Raw genomic sequence first — 23,386 nt, forward strand, 5'->3', positions numbered from 1 at the left:
CAGGCCTTGCCGTTACAGCTTGACGGCAGAGTCGGGGGGCCGGTGACGCAGGCCACAGGCAAACAGCCCCGGGCTCTTAGCTCGGTCGATAAACGCGCACATTGGCATGTCCCTCACTGAGCAAATGGTGGGCATGCAGGCGACTCATCACGCCTTTGTCGCAATACAGCAGGTACTGACGGCTGTCATCCAGTTCCTTGAAACGCGCGTTCAATGCATAGAACGGCAGCGTTTGTACGTCGATGCCAGCAATCTCCAGCGGCTCGTCTTCAGCGGCATCCGGATGACGGATGTCGATGATGATCTGGCCGGCCAGGGCTTCACTGACTTCTTCGATCTGCACATCCTGGCCCAGCTCGTCGATGACGCGATCGATCGGGACCAGTTTGGCGTTCTCGAGCGCACGCTCCAGAATCGCCATGTCGAACTGTTGTTCTTCGTACTCCACGCGGTTGCGCTTGGCGTGGGTCTTGGGGTTCACCGAGATGACCCCGCAATATTCAGGCATGTGCTTGGCAAAGTCGGCGGTGCCGATTTCTTCTGCCAGGTCGATGATGTCCTGTTTGTGGCTGGCGATCAGTGGGCGCAGCACCAGTTTTTCGGTCACGCAGTCGATCAGCGACAGGTTCGGCAGCGTCTGGCTGGACACCTGGGAGATCGCTTCACCGGTTACCAGCGCATCGATCTGCAACTGATCGGCGATCCGGGACGCGGCGCGCAACATCATACGCTTCAAAACCACACCCATATGACTGTTATCGACTTTGCCGAGAATTTCGCCCAATACTTCTTCGAACGGCACGCTTACAAATAGCACGCGTTGGGAGCTGCCGTACTTCTTCCAGATAAAGTGCGCCACTTCCATCACGCCCAGTTCGTGTGCACGCCCGCCCAGGTTAAAGAAGCAGAAGTGGCTCATCAGGCCGCGCCGCATGATCTGGTAGGCCGCGACCGTGGAATCGAAACCGCCGGACATCAACACCAGGGTCTGTTCCAGGGCGCCCAGCGGGTAGCCGCCGATGCTGTCGTGCTGGCTGTGGATCACAAACAACCGTTGGTCGCGAATTTCCATGCGCACTTCAATTTGCGGTGCTTTCAGGGAAATTCCGGCGGCGCCGCATTCGCGACGCAGCTTGCTGCCGACGTATTTCTCCACATCCATGGAGCTGAACGGATGCTTGCCGGCGCGCTTGCAACGCACCGAAAAAATCTTGCCTTCCAGGCTGTCGCCGAAGTGCAATTTGCATTTTTCGGTGATGTCGTCGAAGTCGCCCAGCGCGTACTCATCTACCTGCAGGAAATGCGCGATGCCCGGCATGCAGCTCAGGCGCTCGGTCATGTCCTTCAAGGCTTTGGCGTCGGTCAGGCGGGTTTCCAGCTCGAGATTGTCCCACACGCCATTCACCACCACAGCCGGGTCCAGATCGCGGAGCACGGCACGGATGTTCTTGGCCAACTGACGGATGAAACGCATCCGTACCGGTCGGCTCTTGATGGTGATTTCGGGGAAGACTTTAACGATTAATTTCATGGAAACAGCGCGCGCCGGGCCTGCTGAAAAAGGGGGGCGCGGATTATAGCGGAAATCGCTCAAGGTTTAACCAGTTAATATGCATCACATGTGCTGCGCACCAAAACGGGTCATTTTCACCAAATAGCGCTACATTGCGGTGCGCTATTTGTCGCCCATCGGCCGTTTGCACCGTTATAGGGGCCATTTTGAAGCAGAAAGGCCATGTTGGCGCACTGGCATGCAATTTGCTCTCTTGTGAGGCAGGTTGCCTTGGCGGAGTATCCGCGCCGGCATCACCCAAATTCTAAGGGCTAACTCCACTACCAAGCCCGAAGCCACCCGGAGGACACCATGTCGAAGTCGGTTCAACTCATCAAAGATCATGACGTTAAATGGATTGATCTGCGCTTCACGGACACCAAAGGTACTCAGCACCACGTGACCATGCCGGCTCGCGACGCGCTGGATGATGCTTTCTTCGAAGAAGGCAAGATGTTCGACGGTTCCTCCATCGCCGGCTGGAAAGGCATCGAAGCCTCCGACATGATCCTGATGCCGGACGACAGCACTGCCGTCCTCGACCCGTTCACCGAAGACCCAACCCTGATCATCGTCTGCGACGTGATCGAGCCTTCGACCATGCAAGGCTACGACCGCGACCCACGTGCGATCGCCAAGCGTGCCGAGGAATACCTGAAGTCGACCGGTATCGGCGACACCGTATTCGTAGGCCCGGAGCCGGAATTCTTCATCTTTGACTCGGTCAAGTTCAAATCCGACATCTCCGGCTCCATGTTCAAGATCTTCTCCGAACAGGGTTCGTGGATGTCCGACCAGGACATCGAAGGCGGCAACAAAGGCCACCGCCCAGGCATCAAGGGTGGCTACTTCCCGGTTCCGCCGTTCGACCACGACCACGAAATCCGTACCTCCATGTGCAACGCCATGGAAGAGATGGGCCTGGTCATCGAAGTTCACCACCACGAAGTGGCCACTGCCGGCCAGAACGAAATCGGTGTGAAGTTCAACACCCTGGTTGCCAAGGCTGACGAAGTCCAGACCCTGAAGTACTGCGTACACAACGTGGCGGATGCCTACGGCCGTACCGCTACCTTCATGCCCAAGCCGCTGTACGGCGATAACGGTTCGGGGATGCACGTTCACCTGTCCATCGCCAAAGAAGGCAAGAACACCTTCGCCGGCGAAGGTTATGCCGGCCTGTCCGACACCGCCCTGTACTTCATCGGAGGTATCATCAAACACGGCAAGGCCCTGAACGGCTTTACCAACCCGTCGACCAACTCCTACAAGCGTCTGGTCCCAGGCTTCGAAGCGCCGGTGATGCTGGCCTACTCGGCCCGCAACCGTTCCGCCTCGATCCGTATTCCGTACGTGTCCAGCCCACGCGCCCGCCGTATCGAAGCGCGCTTCCCGGACCCGGCAGCCAACCCGTACCTGGCCTTCGCTGCCCTGGTCATGGCTGGCCTGGACGGTATCCAGAACAAGATCCACCCTGGCGACGCCGCCGACAAAAACTTGTACGACCTGCCGCCTGAAGAGGCCAAAGAGATCCCACAAGTGTGCGGCAGCCTGAAAGAAGCCCTGGAAGAACTGGACAAGGGCCGTGCGTTCCTGACCAAGGGCGGCGTATTCAGCGACGACTTCATCGATGCCTACATCGAGCTCAAAAGCGAAGAAGAAATCAAGGTCCGCACCTTCGTACACCCACTGGAATACGAGCTGTACTACAGCTGCTGATCCGGTAGCGCTGCTTAAGGTGGCGTGATGCGAAAAGACCTCCACAAGGTACATACAGCGAATCGCTATACTAATTCACTGTGAGTATCTGAGTACGTAGCCTCTGGCTGCGTCTTGGTTATGGTACATCTACTATTAGCAATACTGCTCCCAGCCGGCACCAGCCGCTGGGAGTTTTCATTTTTCGATATCAGTAGTTCTTAAATCCTCAATGTGCTCAGAAGGGATCCGGCCCTTCTTCCACGCCCTTGAAGGTTATCTCCCTGGGCACCTTCGTTCTGCCATCCGAACAGATACAGCGGCCATTGCTGCTCGCCTTCATGTCTATCAACCACAAGCAGCAAGGTCCACCCAGCAGTCAGCAACAGATTGGCGCTCACTTCGCTGCTGTGTAATTGCATGGACTTGACCATTCGTTTGCATCGAATTTGACCAGCAAACTGGGTGGCCTTGATCGGTAAAAACGGCCAAATGCAGTCACTCAGCGATATGTTGATTAGTGGATTCGAGATTGCGCGAAACCGCCTAGCTCCCTAAGGTGCCAGCGCAGATATGCGGCTACGCGCTAGGTTCATAGGCAATCATGAGCTGGTATAACTGTTTGTTATACAGGCGACGAAAGTAGGGAAGCTATGGCTCTCATTGATGACGTTGAAGGCTTGCAATCGATCTACATCAATCGTGCCACCGGAAAAGGAAACGACGATGATGAGCGGGATTACCCTCTTTACCGGCAGAGCGTTCTTGATGACCCTCATGTGGCCTCGCTGGTCCCCGCGTGGGTGCGTCGTTACAGGAACTTGGATCAGTTTTGGGGGTTCATCCAACCGAAATTCCCAAGCTACGCCGAGCGTAGGAAATTCATCTGGGATGATTTTAGGGCGCTCGTTGACTTCGCTGAATCGGGTGGGGAGCCCCTTCAGATATCGTTGTCTCTGAGGCACTGGACCGCATTGACGCTGAGCACGTTCGGATCGCTTGGGCAAAGGCGCTTGAAAGGCGCTCCACTGATCCCGAGGGAGCTATCACCATGGCTCGTACGCTCCTGGAATCGGTATGCAAACACATTCTTGACGAAGCCGGAACGAGCGACCATGAGACGACTCCTGACCTGAACAAGCTCTACAAGCAAACAGCTACGCTTTTAAATCTGACGAAGGCACAACATGAAGAAGTTGTATTCAAGCAAATCCTTGGAGGATGTACAGCAGTTATAGAGGGTTTAGGCGCGCTTCGGAATCGTCTTAGCGACGCTCACGGAAAAGGAAAAGGCGGGGTGAAGGCCGCCCCACGGCACGCAGAGCTGGCTGTGAATCTGGCGGGCTCAACTGCGCTTTTCCTGCTTGCCACATGGGAGGCAAAGAGCGGGAACGAGTGTGGTATCACTCAATAAGGGGCGGATAAAATTCGGTAAAACCTAGCACCGATAATTCAAAAACGTCAGCTCTTGGCCGAGGCTGTGTAAAAACGTTTTCGAGCGCGACCGGGATTCAAAACCGGATTGGAAATCGCGCATTTGCGTGAAGTCTACATCTACTGATGTGCCGATAAATTTCAGATTTAACGTAGACGCGCGAACCTCATTTTTGACGAAGCGTTTTTACACACTCTGGGCCATAAGTGGGCGGTGTGAAACATCTGAGTCGGCGTATTAGTTTATGCCGCTGAGTTAGTTTTTGACAAAAGTAAGGAGTACATAATGGCTCAACTGCCATTGGCCGAGCTTGAATAAATACCATTTATCGATGTTGGTTCACTTGAGGTGCGAGTCATTACAAGCTTAACTTTTCATGATGATGGCAAGTGGCGTTTTTGGCTAGGTGTAGGCCCAAGTGTCCGCTTAAAAGTACGCAGACCCCATCGTCCTTAATGCCGGGGTTCGGTAGGTGACTTGGCCAGACGCTTACGATCCAAGCTAATCCTGAATCGGTAGATTGACCCATGATACTGCTTTCTCAATAGATATTCGCGCTTTAATAAAAAATAGTCATGGGTAGTTATATAAATTGAACTTTCAGATCGTATAGCTTGGGCGTAATAGGGCAGGAAGCGCTTCGCTGGCCTTACCAATCAACATCAGCTCTTTATCTGCGCCCAGTGAAACATCAGCGATGTTTACGTGTACTACTATTGCACCGGAAGACAGTGCTATTTCTGGAATGTCGGCTGCTGGCGTGATAACGCCAGATGTTCCTACGGAAATGAGCACGTCGCAGTTACGAACCTTTGCCATTGCAGTCTTCCATATCCCGACGGGAAGATCCTCCCCGAACCACACAACACCCGGTCGAAGTCTACCGTTGCAGCGCACACATCGAGGAGGTTCTTTCTCCATGGAGTGTTCAGCAAGCTCAAATAGCCTCGGGTCTAGTTCAGCTGGCCGAGCGCACGCAAAACATTTCGGTGTTCTTAGGCTTCCATGTAAATGTATGACATCTGTCGACCCGGCACGCTCATGAAGGTCGTCGATGTTTTGCGTGACTATCGTGACATTACGCGCCGAGGTCGCCAGGCTAGCTATAGCGACATGGGCAGCATTAGGTTTGGCCAGACTTGCTTGGTTACGGCGCCAGAGGTAGAACCCCCACACTATCGCAGGACTTGCGCGAAACGCACTCGCAGTCTCTAACCGCTGCGAATCTTGTTTGGGCCAGAGCCCCGTGAGCTCATCTCGATAGGTCGGGATGCCGCTCTCAGCGGAAATTCCAGCTCCGGTAAAAAAAACTATATTGCGCGCAGCCTTTATGCAAGCTGCTGCCCGTTCCATGTCCGACATATAGTCTGCCCCGGTTGGGTTTAAAGGAGACTTGGGTTCAGGTGAGCCACTCAAGCGTAAATTCCATGGCGAATCTGAGCTAAGTAACGTTCTACGACCGCAAAGCCAATGGAGTTCTCGATGAGTTGAAGGGGGGCGTTGCCTGAAAAGTACCTTGAAGGCCGGCACAGCCAGTCTTCTGCAAGCGCCTGTGCACCGAAGACTTCAGTAGCAAATTCCAACGCCTTAGCAAATTGGAAGGCGAGGGCGCTTTGGTGAGCATCGAGCCGAACACTGGCCTGTTGCCGTCTAATCATGCCCTTGGTCTTACCTACAATCTGCTCGATTACACTTAAGGACGTGTAGAGCTTGGAGCTCGACAGCATTGACTGTACTTCCCGCAACAAAAAACCGTTTAGGACCAGCATGGCAACGTCCACGTCGCACAGATTTTCGAGCTTGTGCTTAGTCAAATACTCTGTCGGCTTCCGGTCCGATGGAGGGGCGGCCGAGGCCGTAGCCTTTAGATCGCACATTGAACACCTCACTAGAGACTTACTGATTTCGAGTTATAGCAAATAAAGAAAAGTGTAGAGTTTCTCTTCTCTGCCCGTGGCTGATCTCACTCCATCGCGTTCAGTCCTGGTGGTGCGAGCTGTTTTTCAAGTCGATCTCTGCATCGAATATCACTTGGAGTAAGGAAGCGTTTTTCAGCACCGCTGAACCGGCAACTGTGTAGCAGTTGCCGCTACTGACATGAAAGCACTCGCACAAAGCTCCGAGTTTGGGCGACTCATGAATGGTAATTTTATCGAGAGGCTCCATCAACCATCGGCCAGTTCCATTCATGTGTGCCGGGGTGACGATCTGTACTTGCTCAAGCCGCCAACTTGGTGCTTTGCATTTTACCATTTCGGCTAGGTCTTTTGAGTGCTGGAGCATGAGCATAGAGATTTCCATCCCGGTTGCACCCTGCTGCGCCAGTTGGACGTAGAACCAGGGGTAAATAAGCTCTTGCTCAACGTATCGCCAAATCTGCGTGCCCGCATGTCGCTGATCGCCGAGGTGGGAAAACTGGACCTCAGCGCTTCGATAGGTAGTAAACATAGCCCCCTCCAAAATGAACACTATAGATTGTAGCTCTATAGGGATCAAAAAGGCTTTATGGTTCCTTTTGGGAACACATAAATTGGAACTCAATGCGTCATTTGGCCTTGCTCTGAAGCGCCTACGCTCTCATAAGAAGCTGACTCAGGAGGATTTTTCTTCAATCAGTAGCCGTACGTACCTAAGCACGTTGGAACGAGGCCTCAAAAGCCCCACGCTTGAGAAGATTGATCAGCTAGCCGAAATCCTCGGCGTCCATCCTATAACGATGCTCGCAGAGGCGTATCTCATCAAGGACATGGCGGCGGATTGCGAGAGCCTTTTAGAACGATTGAGATCCGAGCTTGATAGCCTGCCGACACGATGAAGGCTAAAACCGAAGAGGCTGCTCTCGGTATTGTCCGTAGAGCTGGGGGGGTATTCAATTATGCGTATTCCACGGGTATGCCCTCTCTCATTCTCCGTGAACACCAGGTGGGGCCTGCTGATACCCTTGTCAGGAGGCCTCGGCCCACTCTCTCCAGATCCTGCGCGTTTCCCGTGCGATCCTAACAGAGAGCTCCTTTGACCATCCGCCGTGCCACTTCGCTTTGCCCTGATCGGTCCCTTGCAAAGGTTAGATTCCCACTATATTAGAAACAGACCCTTACGAACTCATAGCCTGAGATTGCGTTTGAGGGTCGATCTAATGGCCCTAAATCTGCCAGAGCAGACAAAGGGACTGGGTATCTGTGAATCGCCCCGGGTTTTCTAGACACCTTGCAAGCTCATTGCGTAACGCTTTTCAAACTCCACCGGCGGCAGCTGATTGTAAAACCATGCCGGCGTTTTGCGTTGTAGAACATTTCGATGTAATCGAACACATCACTACGAGCATCTTCCCGCGTGTTGTAGATTTTCCGCTTGGTCCGTTCCCGTTTCAAAAGTTGGAAAAAGCTTTCGGCCACGGCGTTGTCATGACAGTTGCCTCGGCGACTCATGCCGGCAACGAAATTGTTTGCCTTCAAAAAACTGCGCCAATCGGAGCTGCTGTACTGGCTGCCTTGGTCGGAGTGAAACATCCCCTCCTGTTTTGGTTTTCGTCTCCAAACCGCCATCAATAATGCGTCAATGGCCAAATCACTGGTCATCTGCGACTTCATTGACCAGCCAACGAGCTGACGAGAAAACAGATCCAGCACCACAGCCAAATACAGCCAGCCTTCATACGTACGAATGTAGGTGATGTCGGTGACCGTAATGTGGTTGACCTGGCTTCAAGGAAGCCACATGGTTAGGTCGATTTGCCTGTAGAAAAACTGGGTGACCACTACAATCGTCTGCTATCAACTCAAGGATGAATTATGTCCACGATCAAGCTTCCCCCAGAATCCGAAGTAGTGTCCTGGCTGCAACAGCTTATTGAGAAGGAGGAACTGCTTGAGTCGATCCAGGGGCAAGAGGCGATCACCTCCTTAACGGACGCGGTAGACCAGGAGTATTTCCTTCCATCCTTTGGTATCGATTACATCTCTCGACGTGCTTCAGCGGAGGCGGCAGACCATGTACTGAATCGTTTGGGCTTGCTGGAGATCATCTCGATCAACACCAGCATCTCACTGACCACAGGGGAGGTGCTGCGCCCAGACATCCTTTGTTTCAACCCTGAGACGAAGACGCTCGTGGTGTTTGAGGTAAAAAGGGCCAGCGAAACCGAGCGACAGACTGTCACAGAGCTTGCCGGCTACGAGCAGGAGCTTCGGAATATGCTCCCTTTTTTGGGCAACTTCGACGTTTGCTTCGTGGTAGTCGCGGCTGATTGGTCGACGCTTCTCGTGCATGCCGTTGGCAGCATGAACGCATGGTCGGGTAAGCAGTATTTGGCACTCAAGTTGACCAACGACGTGTCTGGGTTTGGTCTGCTAGCACACCTCCCAGAGGCTTGGCATCTGACCGGCAGTACCAATCTACCCGTCGAAGCGCTTCCGTCAATCGATCTTTACCTTGCCTACAAAGGGATTGACGATCTCGAAAGCGAGCGAGGAGATATCGATTCCGTTGAGGGAAATGAAGACGATGAGCGCTTGCCTCCGAGGATAGTGCTTACCGCAATGGACGTAATTGCTCGAGAAGGGGATAGGGCAGGCTCGCATGGCTTTATGATGCTCTGGCGTGATGTCAATGGTTTTGGCCGTGGTCGATGGTGCATTACCCTTACTGCCATTGATCCGTATGCAATGCATTCATGGTGCCGTGATCATGGACTGCCGCAGAGGGAGTCAGAGGCGGCGACCTTCCTGCACAATCGAAGGGATGACCTTCTAGGCCAGACACCGCAGACGGTGTACGACATTGCTAAGGCTGCATTTCCTCTGCTTAAAGAGCATTTCGATCCTGAATTTGGCGGAGACTTCCATTGGCAGTTGAAGACTCGTCAATACCGAAATCGAGTCGTGCCGACTAGGTTCGATTTCTGGGGGGCTCTCGGGCAACATGCTCGGGAATTTGTTTCTAACCCGGCCGTTCGAAATAATTACATGCCATTCGTTGGTCTCAATCAGCTAGATTGGACTGATCCTGCAGTTGCGATGACGTTAGTAGCGAACCTCTCGCTAGGAGCACCATTCCCTAGAGGTGTGATCAAGTGCAGCGATGCGTTTTTAACTGGCCGTGTGCTTGGGGATCTGGCCGTCGCCGCCTTCAACGCCGTTCCGGACAAAGTGCATGCTGCGAGGATTGAGCCCATGGTCGAGTGGGCTCAGTTGGAGGCGCTGCGCTTTGCGATTGAAATGAAGCAAATGTACGTCATCGCTGAAGAAGTCGTTACGCCAATGCCGATGCTGTCCAACGATCCGGCTAAGCGATTGGAGTCCACAGAAATGCTTGCCCAATGGGTCAGAGCGGATCTAATCAGTAAACAGCATCCATTTCATCAGGCGTGCTTCGACCTTGGCTACCGTCATGCATTGCTCTTCAACTTACTGAGTGAGCAAGCCATTGATCGCCTCAGTCCAGATGAGCCTAGGGCAGCTGTTTGTATCGTGCGTAGCATTCTCAAAGGGGTGCTATTACGGGCGGTGGGTAGCCAGGGGCAGGTGTTTAAATCCTCAGGCTTCCTCCAGTTAATAGCATTCCTAGAGCCGCATTTAGGCCTTAACATTGACCTAAAAGATGAAAGTGCAGTCAGTGCAGCAATTGATGCCATCGGTGATGAAGAACTCTTGGCAGACTTCTCTGGCACCATAGTGAAAGGTGTGGATTCAATCATCCCGGTTGTTCTTCACACAACCCGTCCTCCGTTCCCGGCGAGGGTAGATTGGGAGTGGCTCAAAGGCGGGGTAAAGGCACTGTTTGAAAGTGGAGACCATTGCCCAGCTGTGATTTTCAGTCAGGATGGAATGGTGGGCAGTGGCCGTTTAGAAGAGCCCTTCCGGTGCGTGTCTTCTATAAGTGATCCTGAGGTGGAGGTCTACGTCCTCGATGAGTCCTCTGCGCGAAACATCGCCCTCAAGTTGACATGGAATGAGCTGAAAGAATTTCACGCCAAGCGGAGTCAAGGATATTAATCTGGCTCCAGTGTGGTTAACCGACGCTATCCGGCATCACGGAAACAGAACGTGATCAACCAGTAACCTATCGCAAATTTGCTTGAGCTTCTGTCCGTGCTCAGCCCCCCACCGCGGTTCGATGCTGATGCCGTAGGCGATCTTGCCGCTGACATGGTTGATCAGCCCCTGAAGCGAGTTGAACCCTTTGCGCGCTGCATGGGCCTCGGCGCTGATCTTCGGATGTGACAGGTAATAGAGGTGGTCACTGACATACTTCTTGTAGGCTTTCGTGAGTCTCGGTACAGGGCCATCCACCAGCAAACCCAGCACTACCTTTCTTGTCCCAGGGGTGACGACTTTGGTTTTGGCACGGTTTAGCCAGTACCCAGCGGCAAGCAGCACCTGATTGACGGTCTGAATATGGGTGGAGGCTAAGGCTCGATCGAAAGGCTGCCTTGAAGAGAAAATCAGGTCGTCCGCGTACCGAGTGTAGATGAGCTCATTTCTTGAGGCGAAGTCGTAGAGCTGTTCGTCGAGCGATCGCATGACTAGGTTGGCAATCTTGGGCGAGGTTGCAGCACCTTGAGGTAGATGGCCGATCCTGGAATCTTTATATGGTAAGTTCGCCGAGAGCTCCCCGCGCCAGAACTTGGTGTCTGGATTACCGCTGACGCGGGTGCGAGTGCAGAGTCTCGACAACTCAAAAGCCACAAGCGGCTGGTACCCAATTGACCTGAAAAGCTTAAAAACCTGTGGTTCCAGGATGGACTCGAAGAAATTGGTGAGGTCGAGTTTAATCATCCAGGTTGCCTGGCAGTGCACGCTAGCCGCTTCCAAAACGCCGTTGCGCTCATCATAGGCATAGCTCGCATGGTGAGGCGTGAGGTTCGACAGGATGTGCTTGTTGATCCATCGCTGAGCTCGGAGCAGCTCAGGACTTGGGGCGCAGATGTATCGGAAGCGATCAGGGCTGTGGCCCGCGTTGGCCTTTTGTAGCCTGAACACGGTGTATGCTTCTGTCTGGTACGTTCTGCCAATGGTTCTGTGCAGAAAGGGGTAAGGAACGCCTGTCAGGTTGGCCAGGTGCTTGAGCGAGAAGACAGGGGGACAATCATCATGCATTTCAGCGGCGATCTTCACCGCGTTCTGTAGAACGTCCTCAGGAATGCCTGCGGCACGTCCTGCTTTTAAATAGGGCTGAGGGCTCCAGCGTTTCATCTACCTTTAGATTCCGCCTGGCGGATGAGAGCCTTAAAATAGCCAGACATCGATAGCGTCATTTTAAGGCTCTTAACCTCCTGTCAGCGTGAGATCGTTCCAACGGAAAGCAGAGTTTGCTCCCTAAACGTCCCGCACAGCGTGCGGGATACTAGATTCCGCTACTGCGGAGCCCTCAGTTGCTCCGGATGATACGGAGCGAAGGGGTCGGGGGCTACAAAAAATTTGGCTCCTTGCCGTCGCAACATTCTTATCTGTTTTCGGCCCGCTAGCGTGAGGGCTCCCTCTACCGTAATCCAGTCCCGTTTGACGGCTCGATCTTTCGCAAGCAGCAACGTGTCCAGTGATAGCGGGAGCAGCCTCCGTAGATCCGCTGCTCGTCTTTTCTTCTGCGAGAACGCGAGGAGAGTTATCACGGCTAATTTGAGCGTGTTGCTTGCACGCCGAAAACTCGGTGCGCCTTGGATTTCGGGCAGTCTCAGTGCTTCGAGTGCATTGGTAATGACGGGAGCCACGTCGACGTCGGTGGATCGCCAGTAGTACTCGGTTACTCGCTTGGGGAACAGAGGTGCCCAGCGTTTGGCACCACGGTTCTTCTCAGACACGAAGATTGCCGGCATGTTGTTCGGCGCACCATGCTCGAAAGCCAGGAGTGCTGCTGCGCCTTGATATCCCAGCGGATTATCGCTATGAGCGCCGTACACCTTACACAGGGTGATTATGTCGTCCTTGTCTTCATCAAAGCTGTTGAAGATGGTGGGGCAGTCAGTGACCACATGCACTTGAGGCGCAAATCTGTGGCTGCGGACATTGATTATGCCTTGCTCCGTCCCGCTGTAACCCAATACCCAGAACTTGACGAAGTTACCCGAATACCAGCTCCTGATGGAGGCCACGCCCCACATCGCATCCAAGATTTTCCGGGCCCGATCACCGCTGCCGATGAAGTCTGTGAGCACGACGAAGTTTCTGACTTTCGAGTTTCTAATGTTGTCAGCGGTGGGCTGCAAGAGAAAGCGCACATCGTTCTGACGGCACAGGGTATTTGCTATCCAGGCAGTCAGCGCTTCACTGCCAATATCCTGAGTTTTGTACTTGATTGACTTGACCGCTTGGATGGCAGCTCCGTAAGCCCTGATGTGCTTTTTCTTCGATCGCTTACTGTAGGTTTTCTTTTGCTTGTACAGCGGGGGCGGGAGCTTGGCTTTGGTGGGTTGGAGCTCACGCTCGATGAACAGCGCGGAAGGTTGTTTGAGTGGCAATACCTTGCGCGTGAGTTTGACCATGCTGTCCTTGAACTCATTCAACGGGCAGTAGTTCACTGAGTTGAGCAGCTTCTCGGCGAGCGCGCGGTCATTCGGGCCCTGGTCGAACTGTGAGAGCCAGAGCTTGGCTTTTTCCTTCTGACTAACCTGCTGCATAGCCTGTTTCCCTAAACGTTCAGACCACCTCATTTTTTTTCCGATGTGGTGCCTTTGGTCAGCATTTCCAAGTTCGTACTTATCTTGGGGGATGAAGGATAGGAGTTTGAGAGCAAATGAGAAGCTTCTTTGCCCCACGGGTCATCGCCACGTAGAGGTTCGTAGCGTTCATCTCATCTGGTTGCAGGATAACTGCAATTTCAGCTTCTAAGCCTTTGAGCAACAATGTGCTGCCTACCGCACGACGTGACAGTGGTCGGCCGAGCATACGATTTCTTTCGCGAATTTGAGCTGCAGCGGCGTACAGGGACTGCCCTCCTATCGTCGCAACTCTCAACGCTGCGAGGCAACAGCGCAGTAACTCGGGTCGGTATACATGCGCCCCCTGTTGTCTAGATAGGCATTGCAGAAGCTCGGCCGCGCTACCGTGTGTCAGCGTGTCGAGGAATGTAATCGCGCAGTGCTCAGCCGGAGTCGGAGCAGTGCGATTTCGGCCATTGCGAATGATCTCAATCCTAGGTAAAAACGCGGCCGCGCCAACGCCCGTCATCACACTCGCTGCAAAATTAACAAGCTGATTCAGCGACTGCTCTACGGTGGGAACGAAAGTTCTGGCGAAAGATATGAGGTCTGGAAGATCGACGCTCTCGACGGTAGTGGCTCCAGCAGTTTGGCTCGTGAGTCGCTGGCGGCCAGCAGCGTTTCTGGAATCCCCAATTATCAAGGCCGATTCGCCATCCTGAAGTCGCACCAGGGCAGCTGTGCGTCGTTGAGCATCAGCTGTAGCTGCCTGTATTCGCACCCACTCAACTTCATCGGGCGCCGTACCCAAGTCAATAGGCTGTCCCGCTTCCAACAGCCCTCTTGCCTGAAGTAGCCACCTGCCTAACTCTTCTGCTCCCGCTCGGCGCCATCTCCAAGGGGTGCTTAATGCCCCAATAGGTGGGAAATGAACGACCACCTCGGCAGCCCAATCGACAAGCCTGTTTCCTCCAAAATTGAAGATCGCTTGCATCGGGTCGCCCAAGACGTAAGTGCAGAGTGCTTGCGCCAACCAGGTAACGATCACATGCTGGGCCTCGTTGCAATCCTGATATTCATCGACCAGCAAATACGCATAGCTGGCCTTCAGTACGCTATCAAGATGGCGTCCACTCAAAAGCGCTATCGCGGAGGCTCTAATAGCGGGATAGTCACTTCTGGGACTTTCCAAAAGCATAATCGCCGGGTCATGCCCGCTTCTCGCCGGAAACCGACTGATGAGCTTCATGGTGAAGCCATCTAAGGTTGCAATTACATATGATGCATTCGGAATGTTCGCTCGTGACATTCTGGCGCGTAATGCTGCCACGCCTGCGTTCGTGTGGGTCAAAATCAACGCAGGTTTGGAGCCTGTATGCAGCGCTAAGGTATCGGAAATGAGCTGCGTTTTTCCACATCCCGCAGGCGCAGTGACTGAGCCCCGTTGGAACGCCCGAATATTGATTTCAGGCGGCATGAACCCAGTCCCTAACCCTGTTGATGATCGCTTGGAAGCCTGGATTCGCGTTAGGTAAGTCGGGACCGATGATGTTCTTGGCAATGTATTCGTAAGTGGTGACAGATTTGTACCAGCCGTTCTTTCGGATACGTGAGGCAATTCCGAGAACGCTTCGGGCCAATGGCGAATAGGGCAATCCCGGTCGTGAAGCTTGAATCATGTCTAGCAAGAGTGCATTTTCCGACTTCTCACGGATATGCGCTGCCACGATATCATGCCCCCTGACTTCGAGCGCTTTGGCCAACAAGGCGTCGATCGCCAAATCGGACAGACTAAGGAATAGCTCGTCCTCCAAGGCACGACCTTGCCCCCATGTTGCTGATTGCCCACCTGCAAAGTGGAAGGCATCTCGCACAGCTGGAGTTGGCGGTTTGTCAGCGTCAACGATCACGAAAACTTGGTAACCCAGGCTCAACAATGCACTGCCTCGCAGATAACAGTTGTCGGTGCTTCCTCCGCTCACGTTTACGTATGCGCCTCCAGTGGCCAGGAACGAAGGCAGCCTCTGTGAGCCCCAGAACTGATCGAGACCTCGCATAAGACCGACTTCGCTTGCCCCCTCACATACGATGATCCGCTTGGCCAAAAACGCCTCAGGGTCAGCTCGAAGGGTGCTCTGGACATCATCGGTAATGCCTGCCTGACGAACCTCGTGGAATCCAAATTGAGCTCGGACAACGAAAAGTTGGTTACCCGAAAGTTCTCGCAGCGCCACGGGCGAATGGGTAGTAAGGAACACCTGAAGTGGTGGTTGCGGCTCCTTACCTCCTAGAGAATCCATAAAGCGAACCAGGCGGTGCGGTTCAAGACCGAATTCCACCTCATCAACTAAGGCAATCGAGGCAGCTTCAGCGGCTCGGCGTTGAAGTCCGGCCACAAGCAAACGAGATGAGCCTGTGCCTAAGGAGCGTAACGGTATCCCTTGCTCGTTGTGCAGTGCAATTGCACCATCCCCGATGGACACGGAGTGGGCATCCAGGAGCGCTTGTGCGAATAAACCCACCGGGACACCAAGGTTTCTGGCTGTTTCCGTGACGATCTGAAGCGGCTGTTGAAGCTGCTCAGCCGCTTGAGCACCGAAGTTGTTTCGCGCCTCCCTGGCAGCATTTGCGAGCGCCGCCCCTAATGCCGGGCGCTCATCAGTGAGCCGATTGAGGATCGAGTTGCGACTCCACGACAAATTTGTGTTCGCGAAGCTACCAATACGCGCAGGTGCAACGCGGGAGCGATCTTTCCAAGAAAGGTTGCGCTCCAGCCCTTGCTGCTCGGCCCGACTGGAGAAGAGTCCCCATAATGGCTCAAGGTCGCTATGCACGATCAAACGTTGAGTCAGAACGGTTTCGATGCCAAACCGTGGCTCGTCTTCGATGGCTCCAGATACAGCATCGAAACCACGCAAAAAGTCGCCGTAGCTATCAAGATTGATCAGGTCGTCGGGCAGATCGCCCAATGTGATCGAGATAGTGATCGGCGCATTGACGTTGAGGTTGTAGAAGTCGTTGTCCCCAAAGGGGGCACTGCGCCTGGTGCCGAGGCAAAGCTCAATTGCATCCAGAATGGTAGACTTTCCGCTGTCACCCGGCCCAATCAAGCAATTGAATCCAGAGGAAGGTGACCAGCTCAGTTGTTGGATCGAACGGAAGTTCTGTATTTCTAGCTTGCGAATCCGTGCCATTGACGCGCCTCCATGCCTTGAGAACGATACTCGGTCGATACCTCACAGGAGCATATCCTTCTGCTACCTAGCAAGCCACTGCGGATGCTGGAGTCGAGCTACTCATGCGAAATTGCATTTCACAGCCACCCGCCTACGTTCGACCTAATCAGCAATTGCATCGGATTTGACCTGTTCGCTTTGTCACCCTAATCGGCAAAAATCTGCCCATTTCTGACGGTGGCGACAGGTAACAATAGGTCAATAGCAGATACGCACGGTGGGATACCCCAGTGAGGTTAGGTTAACCGGCGGAACTAAGTTTCTTGGGTTGGCTCTTTGCGCTATCTCTGGTTTGAGCTTTAACAAACCACTGTGGTACCCAAGTCACCGTATCGTCGTTAATCTGGTGTGGTATGGATTTCCAGAACTCGACGATCGTATCTGAAAGCTCATCTAGCTGTTGGTCCGTTGCAGTGAGGTCGGTGTGATCCATCCACGTGAATTCTGGAAGAATTCCGTCGATGGGGGACTTCCTCAAAAACTCTGGATGGTTGGTTTTCAGCGTTTCGAAAGAGCTGCCATCACCATGCTTATAGACATTGATCACATAGCGATACGTACTGAGTTTTCGCATGTAGTCTGCGTTCTGTTTGGCTAGGCCCGTTGCATCCAGAAGCTCGGCAATTTCGTCGAAGTTGGCTGACCATGCCTTCTTGAGGGCTTCCTCCCCATCGTGCCAACGCCTAATCTCCTTCACCAGCCAGCTACGTAGCTTCTTATCCCACTCATGGAACATTCCGGCGATTATGCTCAGCCGAGTTTGATCGCGCATCTCACTCAACAGCCGATAAAACTCGATGCTATGGTCGTAGGCGTTCTCATAGACGCTTCCCGGATCGTCTCTGTCTGGATCGAAATGAGGGGCTTGATCTTCAAGCCACCGCTCTCCCGCTGCGTCAGCCTCTTTGTCTATGTCGTTGAACTGGGAGAGCAACTTGCCCTTCGCTTGCTCAAGATAGAAGCGGTTCTCTTCTATAACTGACTGTCTAAAGGGCTCCCACACCTGAAAAAGAACTGTGGCTCTTTTCTTGCTTTGTGAGACTTGCTCAGTCATAGCTAACTCCTTTTAGGGGATATGAAGTGGCTGAGGCGAGAAAGGCTTGCACAGCATAGACCGTCTGGAGTGTTTCTTCAGCGGCCGCGCTTATCATGGGATGATCCGGCTGCCAGTGCCAGTGCCAGTGCCAGTGCCAGTGCCATTGGCTTGGAGGCATACCCCCAAACCGAAGCGGGTCATTATGGCCAACGCTGGTTCTGTCGAGCGCTCGAAATAGGGGACTATCATGGAATGGAAATGGTGCTGATCGCCCTTATCCTATTCACCCAGCCCATAAAAAAACCAAAAAAGTTAGATTAGGTAAGTATCTGATTTATGGATAATAAAGCCAATATAACAACTAGTAAGGCCCCGGAGCTCCTGGACAACTCAAACACCTGATCCGCGTTGCATCCGTCACTGGCCGTCTGCCAGAACGCGATGTGGCGTTGTTGTGGCTCACGCATACCACAGGTATTCGCGTCACCGAGCTGGCCTTGCTGGAGGTCGCAGGCGTGCTGTGCCCAAGCGCTGCCATCAAGCCGCCAAGGGTTGCAGATCAAGAAATATCTATGTGACAGCTCGTTATCCGCAGAGCATTTGAGCTTGCCCTATAGACGACTGTCGCACAGCAGATATGATGGCACATTGGTTATTGGGTCGAGTATTAGATTGGTGCGTGTTCCTACGCCAAGGAGAAGGCTTGTGACGATTATTCAGGCGGTACATGGGTGGTCTAGGGGATTTGAGTCTTGGCAGCAAGCTGCGTTTTTTCGACTTTACCAAGCCAATAGACTTAGTGCCGATGAGATGGACGAGCTTTATGCATTGGTTATACGAGCTCCGCGTTGTACCGAATTTTTCCCGTGTGTCGCAGCAGATCGAGGAGATGTAAGTTGACTGAAAACACTCCGACGATCGAAAGCTATGAGGATTTGTTAGCCCGCAAAGACTTTCGCCCCAGGCTAGAGTTTCACCCGCAAGGGGAGCGAAACATGAAAGATGTGCTTTGGCCCTACAGGTTTTCGGAAAAGGTCAACTGCGGCATCTCAGCGTGTAGACAGCTCCATTTCCAAGGCTACCTTATTACCACGAGCGATGGTTTTGAGACCGGTATCGGTGCCGATTGCGGTCGCAAGTATTTCGGCCTTAAATTTACCCGCCAGCGTCAGCTTGTCGACAAAGAAGTAGCGCGGCGTCAGCGGGTTAAATCGATCAAGGACATGATTGACCAGCTTCCAGTAATGGTCACTACGCTGGCCCAGATAAAAGCTGATTACCTCGACCTGCAAGAGATGAAGCAGCGCCTAATGGGGGCAATCGGTCCTAGCATCTACGCCGCGTTGAAACAGCGTGCCGAAAAGGACGGTGCCAGAATTATGCGCAGTGTGCGCTTGACCGGCAGGGACTTGGAGGCGCACTACGCCACGACGAACAAACGATCAAGTAGACAGGACGATGCCCCCTACCGCGAAGAGGTGATTGCCACCCTGGAAGGTCTACCCTTCATTAGAGCGCGCTTCAAGGACATGCTTGTCACTAACCTACTGGAGCCCCTGCAGCTACTCAGCGCCTGCAAAACCGCCGAGGTGGAGGACTGGAAGGTGCGTGAGCTGCAAAAGACGGCCAAGTGGGTAGGGGAGGTGCCGCAAAGCCTGATCAAGGCCCAAGAGTTGATTGCTGCTGGACGGCTTTTTTTCAAGAGCGAGAACATCGCTAACCTTGTCCACATCGGCGCACCTGAGGGTCCTTTGACTCAAATCATCGCCGATTTGAAGGCGTCTGAGCAGACCAAATAGGAAAGAGTCGCTCAGGTTCACCACAAGCCCGGCAAAGCGTGGGGCTAGGTGCGAAGAAGGACGCGTCAAAAAACTGAGTGCGTAAAAGCAACTGAGCGCTTACGTGTCGGCTGGCGATCACTCAATGGCCGAGTACAAGGCTACGAAAATGATTGAACTGCAGCGCAACATACGTGACTGCACCACCAAGATGGCCTAATCAGGGGGGCACGGAACCGGTGCACCCCAAGCTCTGGCACAACCGGGGCCGAGTACGTAGAAATACGCCAATTTCGGCACTCAGATCCAACAGGAAAGCGTATGAGACATACTGCAAACGTTCCTCGAACACCCCGTGACGATGATTGGGAAGCCGAGTTCGATCCTACATATCCCGATAAAACATCGGAAGGTGGCGTCTGGTACGGCAAGACAGATGACGAAATTGCTGCCATACAACTCGAAGAGCACAAGTGGGCTGAGCATGAGGAATACCATCGAAGATTAGATGACCTCGAAGGCGACGACGACTGATCGACTTGGCTTGCTGGGCGGTGAACCAGCAACCAGACATGAAGCTGACCGGCCTCGGCAAACACAACTGAATCCACGGAAAATCCATATGCCTCAACCTCAACACGCAGCACACCTCGGAGATTGCACATTTCTTGGCACTCTGGCGCGATTCGACCTTTATTTTGACCCTCAAGCGCTCCCAGCCCCAATAGTGATCGCACGCTGGGGAAGTGGTGCCAATTTTTACCAGTGGCCGCTAGATCGTCAGCCGCGGTCGACGGTGCAGCTTGAGGCTTTCAAGCATGCCGTCAGTCTTGCGCGCAAGAAGGGCTATTTGGACTGAAATAGGACAAGCGGCTACCGCGCTCATGGGCTTGCTGGCTGCTGCCATCCAGTGCGACAAGTCACCCTGTCCATCACCAGCTCCACGAACAACGGAAAGTAACGTGGACTTTCGGTGCTGTCCGGCATGACCGAGTAGATAATCAGCCCGTCTAAATTTCGCCATACAGGAGTTATACCGATGACACACGAAACGCCACCTGCGAAAGTTGGCTCATTGACTGTTCACCTTGATGGGGACCTGCTGGATGCTCTAAACAGCTACCGTAAGGCGGATTTTGAATTGAGAACCACTGAACACAAGCTTGGCAGCAAGGGCCGCAATGCCTTGATCGAAAGATCTGAAACTGAAGCTGATCGGCTGGCTACCAAGCTCAATATTGAAGTTCGGAATCAGCTCGGCGAGGTGTAAGACGAATAAATGAACGAAGGGATCGAGCGTTTATGTATATGTCCAGGAGTTAGAAGCGTTGCACAACGTTACTGGCTACCTCTACGCGACTACCGCGCCCATGGGCTTGCTGGCTGATGCCATCCGGGGTGACAAGTCACCCCGGCCACCACCAGCTTCACTAACAGCAGAAAAGATAGCCATGCAAGGAAATTGGTTGAAGTACGAAGTTAACGGGAGCGTCCCGAACGCGGCTGTGGCAGCGACTTCACCTGACAACTGATTTGGCTAAGGAACACCTATGAATGATTTGGGCTTCGCCGATGACAAGCCGATCTATTCACATGATCAAGACCTGCTTGGGCGATCTGCATTTGCGAATAATCTGGCAGCGGCTATTGCCAGCTGGAAGAACAAAGAAAGTCTGGTGATCGCCTTGATGGGGCCGTGGGGCAGTGGCAAGAGCTCGATCAAGAATCTGGCACTCCAGCATTTCAGCGCAACGCCTGAGCATCAAGTCATTGAGTTCAACCCTTGGGAATGGGGTGGTCAGGAGAAGCTGAGCGCGTCCTTTTTTGATGAGGTTTCTCTCGCCATCAAGCGCAAGGACAAGAGCAAAGAAGGTAAAAAGCTGGCCAAGGTGCTGCGCCAATATGGACAGAAGCTCAACGCAGGCGCGGCCCTTATGGAAGGATTCGCCAAGTACCTGCCCCTTTTTCTTGGTTCAGCGTTTGTGACGTCGACTCTCAGTGCATGGCTTGAGGAGCCAACGGTTAAGACGGCAATGGCTGTACTGACTACGTTGTCCGTACTCGCAGCCGGTGCGCCTACGCTGAAGAAGGTCGGTGAGTTCTTGTTGGATCGTGCCGAAGGTATGGACAAGTCGGCGAAGGAAGCTGAGCTACCTTTAAGCGAAATCCGCCATGAGGTACGCACCTTGCTGGCGAGGCGCGACCATCCGTTGCTGATCGTGATGGACGACATCGACCGGTTGTCTGCGGAGCAGATGAAGGCTTTGTTTCAACTGGTGAAAGGCAATATGGACTTCCCAAACGTGGTGTTCCTGCTGCTGTTTCAGCGAGACATCGTCGAACAAGGTCTTGAGCGTGCCGGCTTCAAGGGGGCTGAATACCTCGAAAAGATCATCCAAGTACCCTTTAGCGTACCGGTATTGTCCTCTGAGCGACTGGAGTCGGTGCTGTTCGAGCGACTCAACGCGATCCTGGCCAGCGAGCCACAACTGGCGGCCCAATTCGATGCTGGTTACTGGGGAAGCGTATACCGGAAGGGACTTAATCAGTTTTTCCATAACCTTCGCGATGTCTACCGTTACACCTCCACCCTCGCCTTCCACTGTCGGTTGTTGCGCGGTGTCGACGTAGCCGAGATCAACGGAGTGGACCTGTTCGCCCTGGAGTGCCTGAGAACCTTCGCCCCGTCCAGCTACGAAGCATTGTCTCGGCACAAGCTGATTTTGACCGGCAGGGGGCGAGGAACAGTACACGGTGAAAAAGACCGCATCAGAACGAAGGTCGAAGGTATCTGGGCGCTCGCACCTCAGGGCTATCTCGAGGGAGTAGAACAGGTCATTCAAAAGCTGTTCCCGACCCTAGATTGGGTCTTCAGGAACACGACCTACGATGGAGCCACGCATGCTCAATGGCTGCGTGAATCCAGAGTGTGCAGCACTGAGGCCTTTGATCGCTACTTCGAGCTGGCACTTCCGCTTGGTGGTGTGTCTAATTCGCAGCTCCAGTCGCTGAAGTCGCTGCTCACGGACAGTGAGAAATTTTGCGACATATTGCGCCATAAGGACGAGGCTCAGCAGCGAGCGATATTGGGCAGATTGGAAGCTCACATAGACGACTTTCCTATCGAGCATTCGGACTCGGTGATAGAGACTCTTTTAAACGCCGGAGAGTTCGCAGTCAGTAGCGAATCGACCTTCACCTCACTGTCCCCGGATACGCATTTGTGGCGCTTATTGAAGTTATTTTTAGACCGCCACCAAGAACCGGCAATACGCAGCGAACTACTCTTGCGCGCGTTCGAACGAGCCAAGGGGTTCACCATTCTCATGCATCTATTGAGCAGGGAATCCTCGCTTCGACTCAAGTCGGAGCCCTGCGAGCTGGATGATGCGGGCTTCGAGCAGCTCAGGCAGCTGTTTGTTTCAGAGCTGCTGAAGAAGGCCGACATAAATCCTGAAGCCTTCCTTCAGCATGGGAACTTCATGTTGTTCGCCTATCGGCTGAACGCCATGGCGGAAGGGGCGGGAAGCCAATGGACTAAGCGCCAGGTCACTACCCTTGAGCGTTTTATTCTCTTTGCCCGGTCCGTTGTGGTTAAAACCACGCAGTATGCGGGGGATGTCGTTTCTGAGCATTACTCCATTCGGAGCTCTACGCTAGACGAACTGCTCGGGATCGAGGCTTGTCGAGGCTGGATAAGCCAGGTACAGCAAGACACCCTGCATGGGCCGGCCAAACAGGCTGTAGAGCTGGTAGGCCATGCACTGGAAAAGCATCAACGAGGGGATACGTCCGATTGGGACTGACTCGACAGGTTGAAATGATTTGCAGGGGCCCCCGCGCCGTCAAGCGTACTGAAGCAGATTGATCGAGGAAAAGGGAGCAAAGGATATGGATCTGTACACAAAGAATGGCAAGCCGCTCCAGGTTTCGGGGACGACTGTGTATAGCCGGTCAGGGAAGGTAGTGGGTCGAATCAAGGGGGACATAGTATTCGGTACTGATGGGCGATACGT

17 protein-coding genes and 1 pseudogene are annotated in these 23,386 nt (G+C 53.5%); 8 read left to right on the forward strand and 10 right to left on the reverse strand.

Annotation, left to right across the window (positions count from 1 at the left end; translation table 11 throughout):
* Positions 1 to 76: 76 nt before the first annotated feature.
* Complete coding sequence (gene thiI, locus TU82_RS17110; protein WP_057724474.1) at positions 77 to 1,531, reverse strand: tRNA uracil 4-sulfurtransferase ThiI; 1,455 nt, start codon at positions 1,529 to 1,531, stop codon at positions 77 to 79.
* Positions 1,532 to 1,864: 333 nt separating this feature from the next.
* Between thiI and glnA the strand changes: the two genes are divergently transcribed.
* Both glnA and TU82_RS29220 read left to right on the forward strand, forming a co-directional pair.
* Positions 1,865 to 3,271, forward strand: coding sequence for a glutamate--ammonia ligase (gene glnA, locus TU82_RS17115; RefSeq protein WP_034117297.1), 1,407 nt, complete (start codon positions 1,865 to 1,867; stop codon positions 3,269 to 3,271).
* Between the two features lie 1,030 nt (positions 3,272 to 4,301).
* Positions 4,302 to 4,664: an abortive infection family protein gene (locus TU82_RS29220; RefSeq protein WP_231982726.1), complete on the forward strand. Its 363-nt coding sequence runs from the start codon at positions 4,302 to 4,304 to the stop codon at positions 4,662 to 4,664.
* 621 nt (positions 4,665 to 5,285) lie between these two features.
* Here TU82_RS29220 and TU82_RS27985 read toward each other — a convergent pair.
* The 3 genes from TU82_RS27985 to TU82_RS17130 all read right to left on the reverse strand — a co-directional run bounded on the left by TU82_RS27985 (position 5,286) and on the right by TU82_RS17130 (position 7,133).
* Complete coding sequence (locus tag TU82_RS27985) at positions 5,286 to 6,047, reverse strand: SIR2 family NAD-dependent protein deacylase (RefSeq protein WP_082632030.1); 762 nt, start codon at positions 6,045 to 6,047, stop codon at positions 5,286 to 5,288.
* Positions 6,048 to 6,097: 50 nt separating this feature from the next.
* On the reverse strand, positions 6,098 to 6,454 hold the full coding sequence (locus TU82_RS17125; protein ID WP_162276153.1) for an antitoxin Xre/MbcA/ParS toxin-binding domain-containing protein: 357 nt from the start codon (positions 6,452 to 6,454) through the stop codon (positions 6,098 to 6,100).
* A 208-nt stretch (positions 6,455 to 6,662) separates the two neighbouring features.
* Positions 6,663 to 7,133 (reverse strand): hypothetical protein, encoded by a 471-nt coding sequence (locus TU82_RS17130; RefSeq protein ID WP_057724516.1) that lies wholly within the window; start codon positions 7,131 to 7,133, stop codon positions 6,663 to 6,665.
* Positions 7,134 to 7,146: 13 nt separating this feature from the next.
* Between TU82_RS17130 and TU82_RS17135 the strand changes: the two genes are divergently transcribed.
* Entirely contained in the window at positions 7,147 to 7,500 is a 354-nt protein-coding gene (locus tag TU82_RS17135; protein WP_338110588.1) for a helix-turn-helix domain-containing protein, read from the forward strand.
* Between the two features lie 383 nt (positions 7,501 to 7,883).
* On the opposite strand, the pseudogene TU82_RS17140 reads toward TU82_RS17135, so the two are convergent.
* Positions 7,884 to 8,380: pseudogene (locus TU82_RS17140) on the reverse strand (IS3 family transposase); the annotation flags it as partial.
* A gap of 96 nt (positions 8,381 to 8,476) precedes the next feature.
* Here TU82_RS17140 and TU82_RS17145 point away from each other — a divergent pair.
* Positions 8,477 to 10,678, forward strand: coding sequence for a hypothetical protein (locus TU82_RS17145; protein WP_057724477.1), 2,202 nt, complete (start codon positions 8,477 to 8,479; stop codon positions 10,676 to 10,678).
* 36 nt (positions 10,679 to 10,714) lie between these two features.
* On the opposite strand, the gene TU82_RS17150 is transcribed toward TU82_RS17145, so the two are convergent.
* The 5 genes from TU82_RS17150 to TU82_RS17170 all read right to left on the reverse strand — a co-directional run bounded on the left by TU82_RS17150 (position 10,715) and on the right by TU82_RS17170 (position 17,610).
* Entirely contained in the window at positions 10,715 to 11,878 is a 1,164-nt protein-coding gene (locus TU82_RS17150; RefSeq protein WP_057724478.1) for a reverse transcriptase family protein, read from the reverse strand.
* A gap of 161 nt (positions 11,879 to 12,039) precedes the next feature.
* Positions 12,040 to 13,299, reverse strand: a complete 1,260-nt coding sequence (locus tag TU82_RS17155; RefSeq protein ID WP_057724479.1) for a phosphoribosyltransferase-like protein — start codon at positions 13,297 to 13,299, stop codon at positions 12,040 to 12,042.
* A gap of 79 nt (positions 13,300 to 13,378) precedes the next feature.
* Positions 13,379 to 14,797, reverse strand: a complete 1,419-nt coding sequence (locus TU82_RS17160) for a UvrD-helicase domain-containing protein (protein ID WP_057724480.1) — start codon at positions 14,795 to 14,797, stop codon at positions 13,379 to 13,381.
* Positions 14,787 to 16,514 carry an ATP-dependent nuclease gene (locus tag TU82_RS17165; protein ID WP_057724481.1) on the reverse strand — a complete coding sequence of 576 codons (1,728 nt, stop codon included), beginning with the start codon at positions 16,512 to 16,514 and terminating at the stop codon, positions 14,787 to 14,789. The genes TU82_RS17160 and TU82_RS17165 overlap by 11 nt, the downstream gene beginning before the upstream one ends.
* Positions 16,515 to 16,797: 283 nt before the next feature.
* Positions 16,798 to 17,610, reverse strand: a complete 813-nt coding sequence (locus TU82_RS17170) for a hypothetical protein (protein ID WP_057724482.1) — start codon at positions 17,608 to 17,610, stop codon at positions 16,798 to 16,800.
* An 878-nt stretch (positions 17,611 to 18,488) separates the two neighbouring features.
* Here TU82_RS17170 and TU82_RS17175 point away from each other — a divergent pair.
* The 4 genes from TU82_RS17175 (at position 18,489) to TU82_RS17190 (ending at position 23,176) form a co-directional block, all read left to right on the forward strand.
* Entirely contained in the window at positions 18,489 to 19,391 is a 903-nt protein-coding gene (locus TU82_RS17175) for a hypothetical protein (RefSeq protein ID WP_057724483.1), read from the forward strand.
* 300 nt (positions 19,392 to 19,691) lie between these two features.
* Positions 19,692 to 19,904: a hypothetical protein gene (locus tag TU82_RS17180; RefSeq protein WP_057724484.1), complete on the forward strand. Its 213-nt coding sequence runs from the start codon at positions 19,692 to 19,694 to the stop codon at positions 19,902 to 19,904.
* Between the two features lie 505 nt (positions 19,905 to 20,409).
* The gene (locus TU82_RS17185; protein WP_057724485.1) at positions 20,410 to 20,640 is read left to right on the forward strand and encodes a hypothetical protein; all 231 of its coding nucleotides are present in this window, start codon (positions 20,410 to 20,412) and stop codon (positions 20,638 to 20,640) included.
* A gap of 280 nt (positions 20,641 to 20,920) precedes the next feature.
* Positions 20,921 to 23,176, forward strand: a complete 2,256-nt coding sequence (locus TU82_RS17190; protein WP_057724486.1) for a KAP family P-loop NTPase fold protein — start codon at positions 20,921 to 20,923, stop codon at positions 23,174 to 23,176.
* Positions 23,177 to 23,386: the final 210 nt, after the last annotated feature.

The organism is Pseudomonas orientalis, from assembly GCF_001439815.1.
Lineage (GTDB): Bacteria > Pseudomonadota > Gammaproteobacteria > Pseudomonadales > Pseudomonadaceae > Aquipseudomonas > Aquipseudomonas orientalis.

What these genes read in the sequence shown, in the direction of transcription:
- thiI (WP_057724474.1), bottom strand. Translation starts at nt 1,531, where the DNA reads ATGAAATTAATCGTTAAAGTCTTCCCCGAAATCACCATCAAGAGCCGA.
- glnA (WP_034117297.1), top strand. Translation starts at nt 1,865, where the DNA reads ATGTCGAAGTCGGTTCAACTCATCAAAGATCATGACGTTAAATGGATT.
- TU82_RS29220 (WP_231982726.1), top strand. Translation starts at nt 4,302, where the DNA reads ATGGCTCGTACGCTCCTGGAATCGGTATGCAAACACATTCTTGACGAA.
- TU82_RS27985 (WP_082632030.1), bottom strand. Translation starts at nt 6,047, where the DNA reads ATGTCGGACATGGAACGGGCAGCAGCTTGCATAAAGGCTGCGCGCAAT.
- TU82_RS17125 (WP_162276153.1), bottom strand. Translation starts at nt 6,454, where the DNA reads ATGCTGGTCCTAAACGGTTTTTTGTTGCGGGAAGTACAGTCAATGCTG.
- TU82_RS17130 (WP_057724516.1), bottom strand. Translation starts at nt 7,133, where the DNA reads ATGTTTACTACCTATCGAAGCGCTGAGGTCCAGTTTTCCCACCTCGGC.
- TU82_RS17135 (WP_338110588.1), top strand. Translation starts at nt 7,147, where the DNA reads ATGAACACTATAGATTGTAGCTCTATAGGGATCAAAAAGGCTTTATGG.
- TU82_RS17145 (WP_057724477.1), top strand. Translation starts at nt 8,477, where the DNA reads ATGTCCACGATCAAGCTTCCCCCAGAATCCGAAGTAGTGTCCTGGCTG.
- TU82_RS17150 (WP_057724478.1), bottom strand. Translation starts at nt 11,878, where the DNA reads ATGAAACGCTGGAGCCCTCAGCCCTATTTAAAAGCAGGACGTGCCGCA.
- TU82_RS17155 (WP_057724479.1), bottom strand. Translation starts at nt 13,299, where the DNA reads ATGCAGCAGGTTAGTCAGAAGGAAAAAGCCAAGCTCTGGCTCTCACAG.
- TU82_RS17160 (WP_057724480.1), bottom strand. Translation starts at nt 14,797, where the DNA reads ATGCCGCCTGAAATCAATATTCGGGCGTTCCAACGGGGCTCAGTCACT.
- TU82_RS17165 (WP_057724481.1), bottom strand. Translation starts at nt 16,514, where the DNA reads ATGGCACGGATTCGCAAGCTAGAAATACAGAACTTCCGTTCGATCCAA.
- TU82_RS17170 (WP_057724482.1), bottom strand. Translation starts at nt 17,610, where the DNA reads ATGACTGAGCAAGTCTCACAAAGCAAGAAAAGAGCCACAGTTCTTTTT.
- TU82_RS17180 (WP_057724484.1), top strand. Translation starts at nt 19,692, where the DNA reads ATGAGACATACTGCAAACGTTCCTCGAACACCCCGTGACGATGATTGG.
- TU82_RS17185 (WP_057724485.1), top strand. Translation starts at nt 20,410, where the DNA reads ATGACACACGAAACGCCACCTGCGAAAGTTGGCTCATTGACTGTTCAC.
- TU82_RS17190 (WP_057724486.1), top strand. Translation starts at nt 20,921, where the DNA reads ATGAATGATTTGGGCTTCGCCGATGACAAGCCGATCTATTCACATGAT.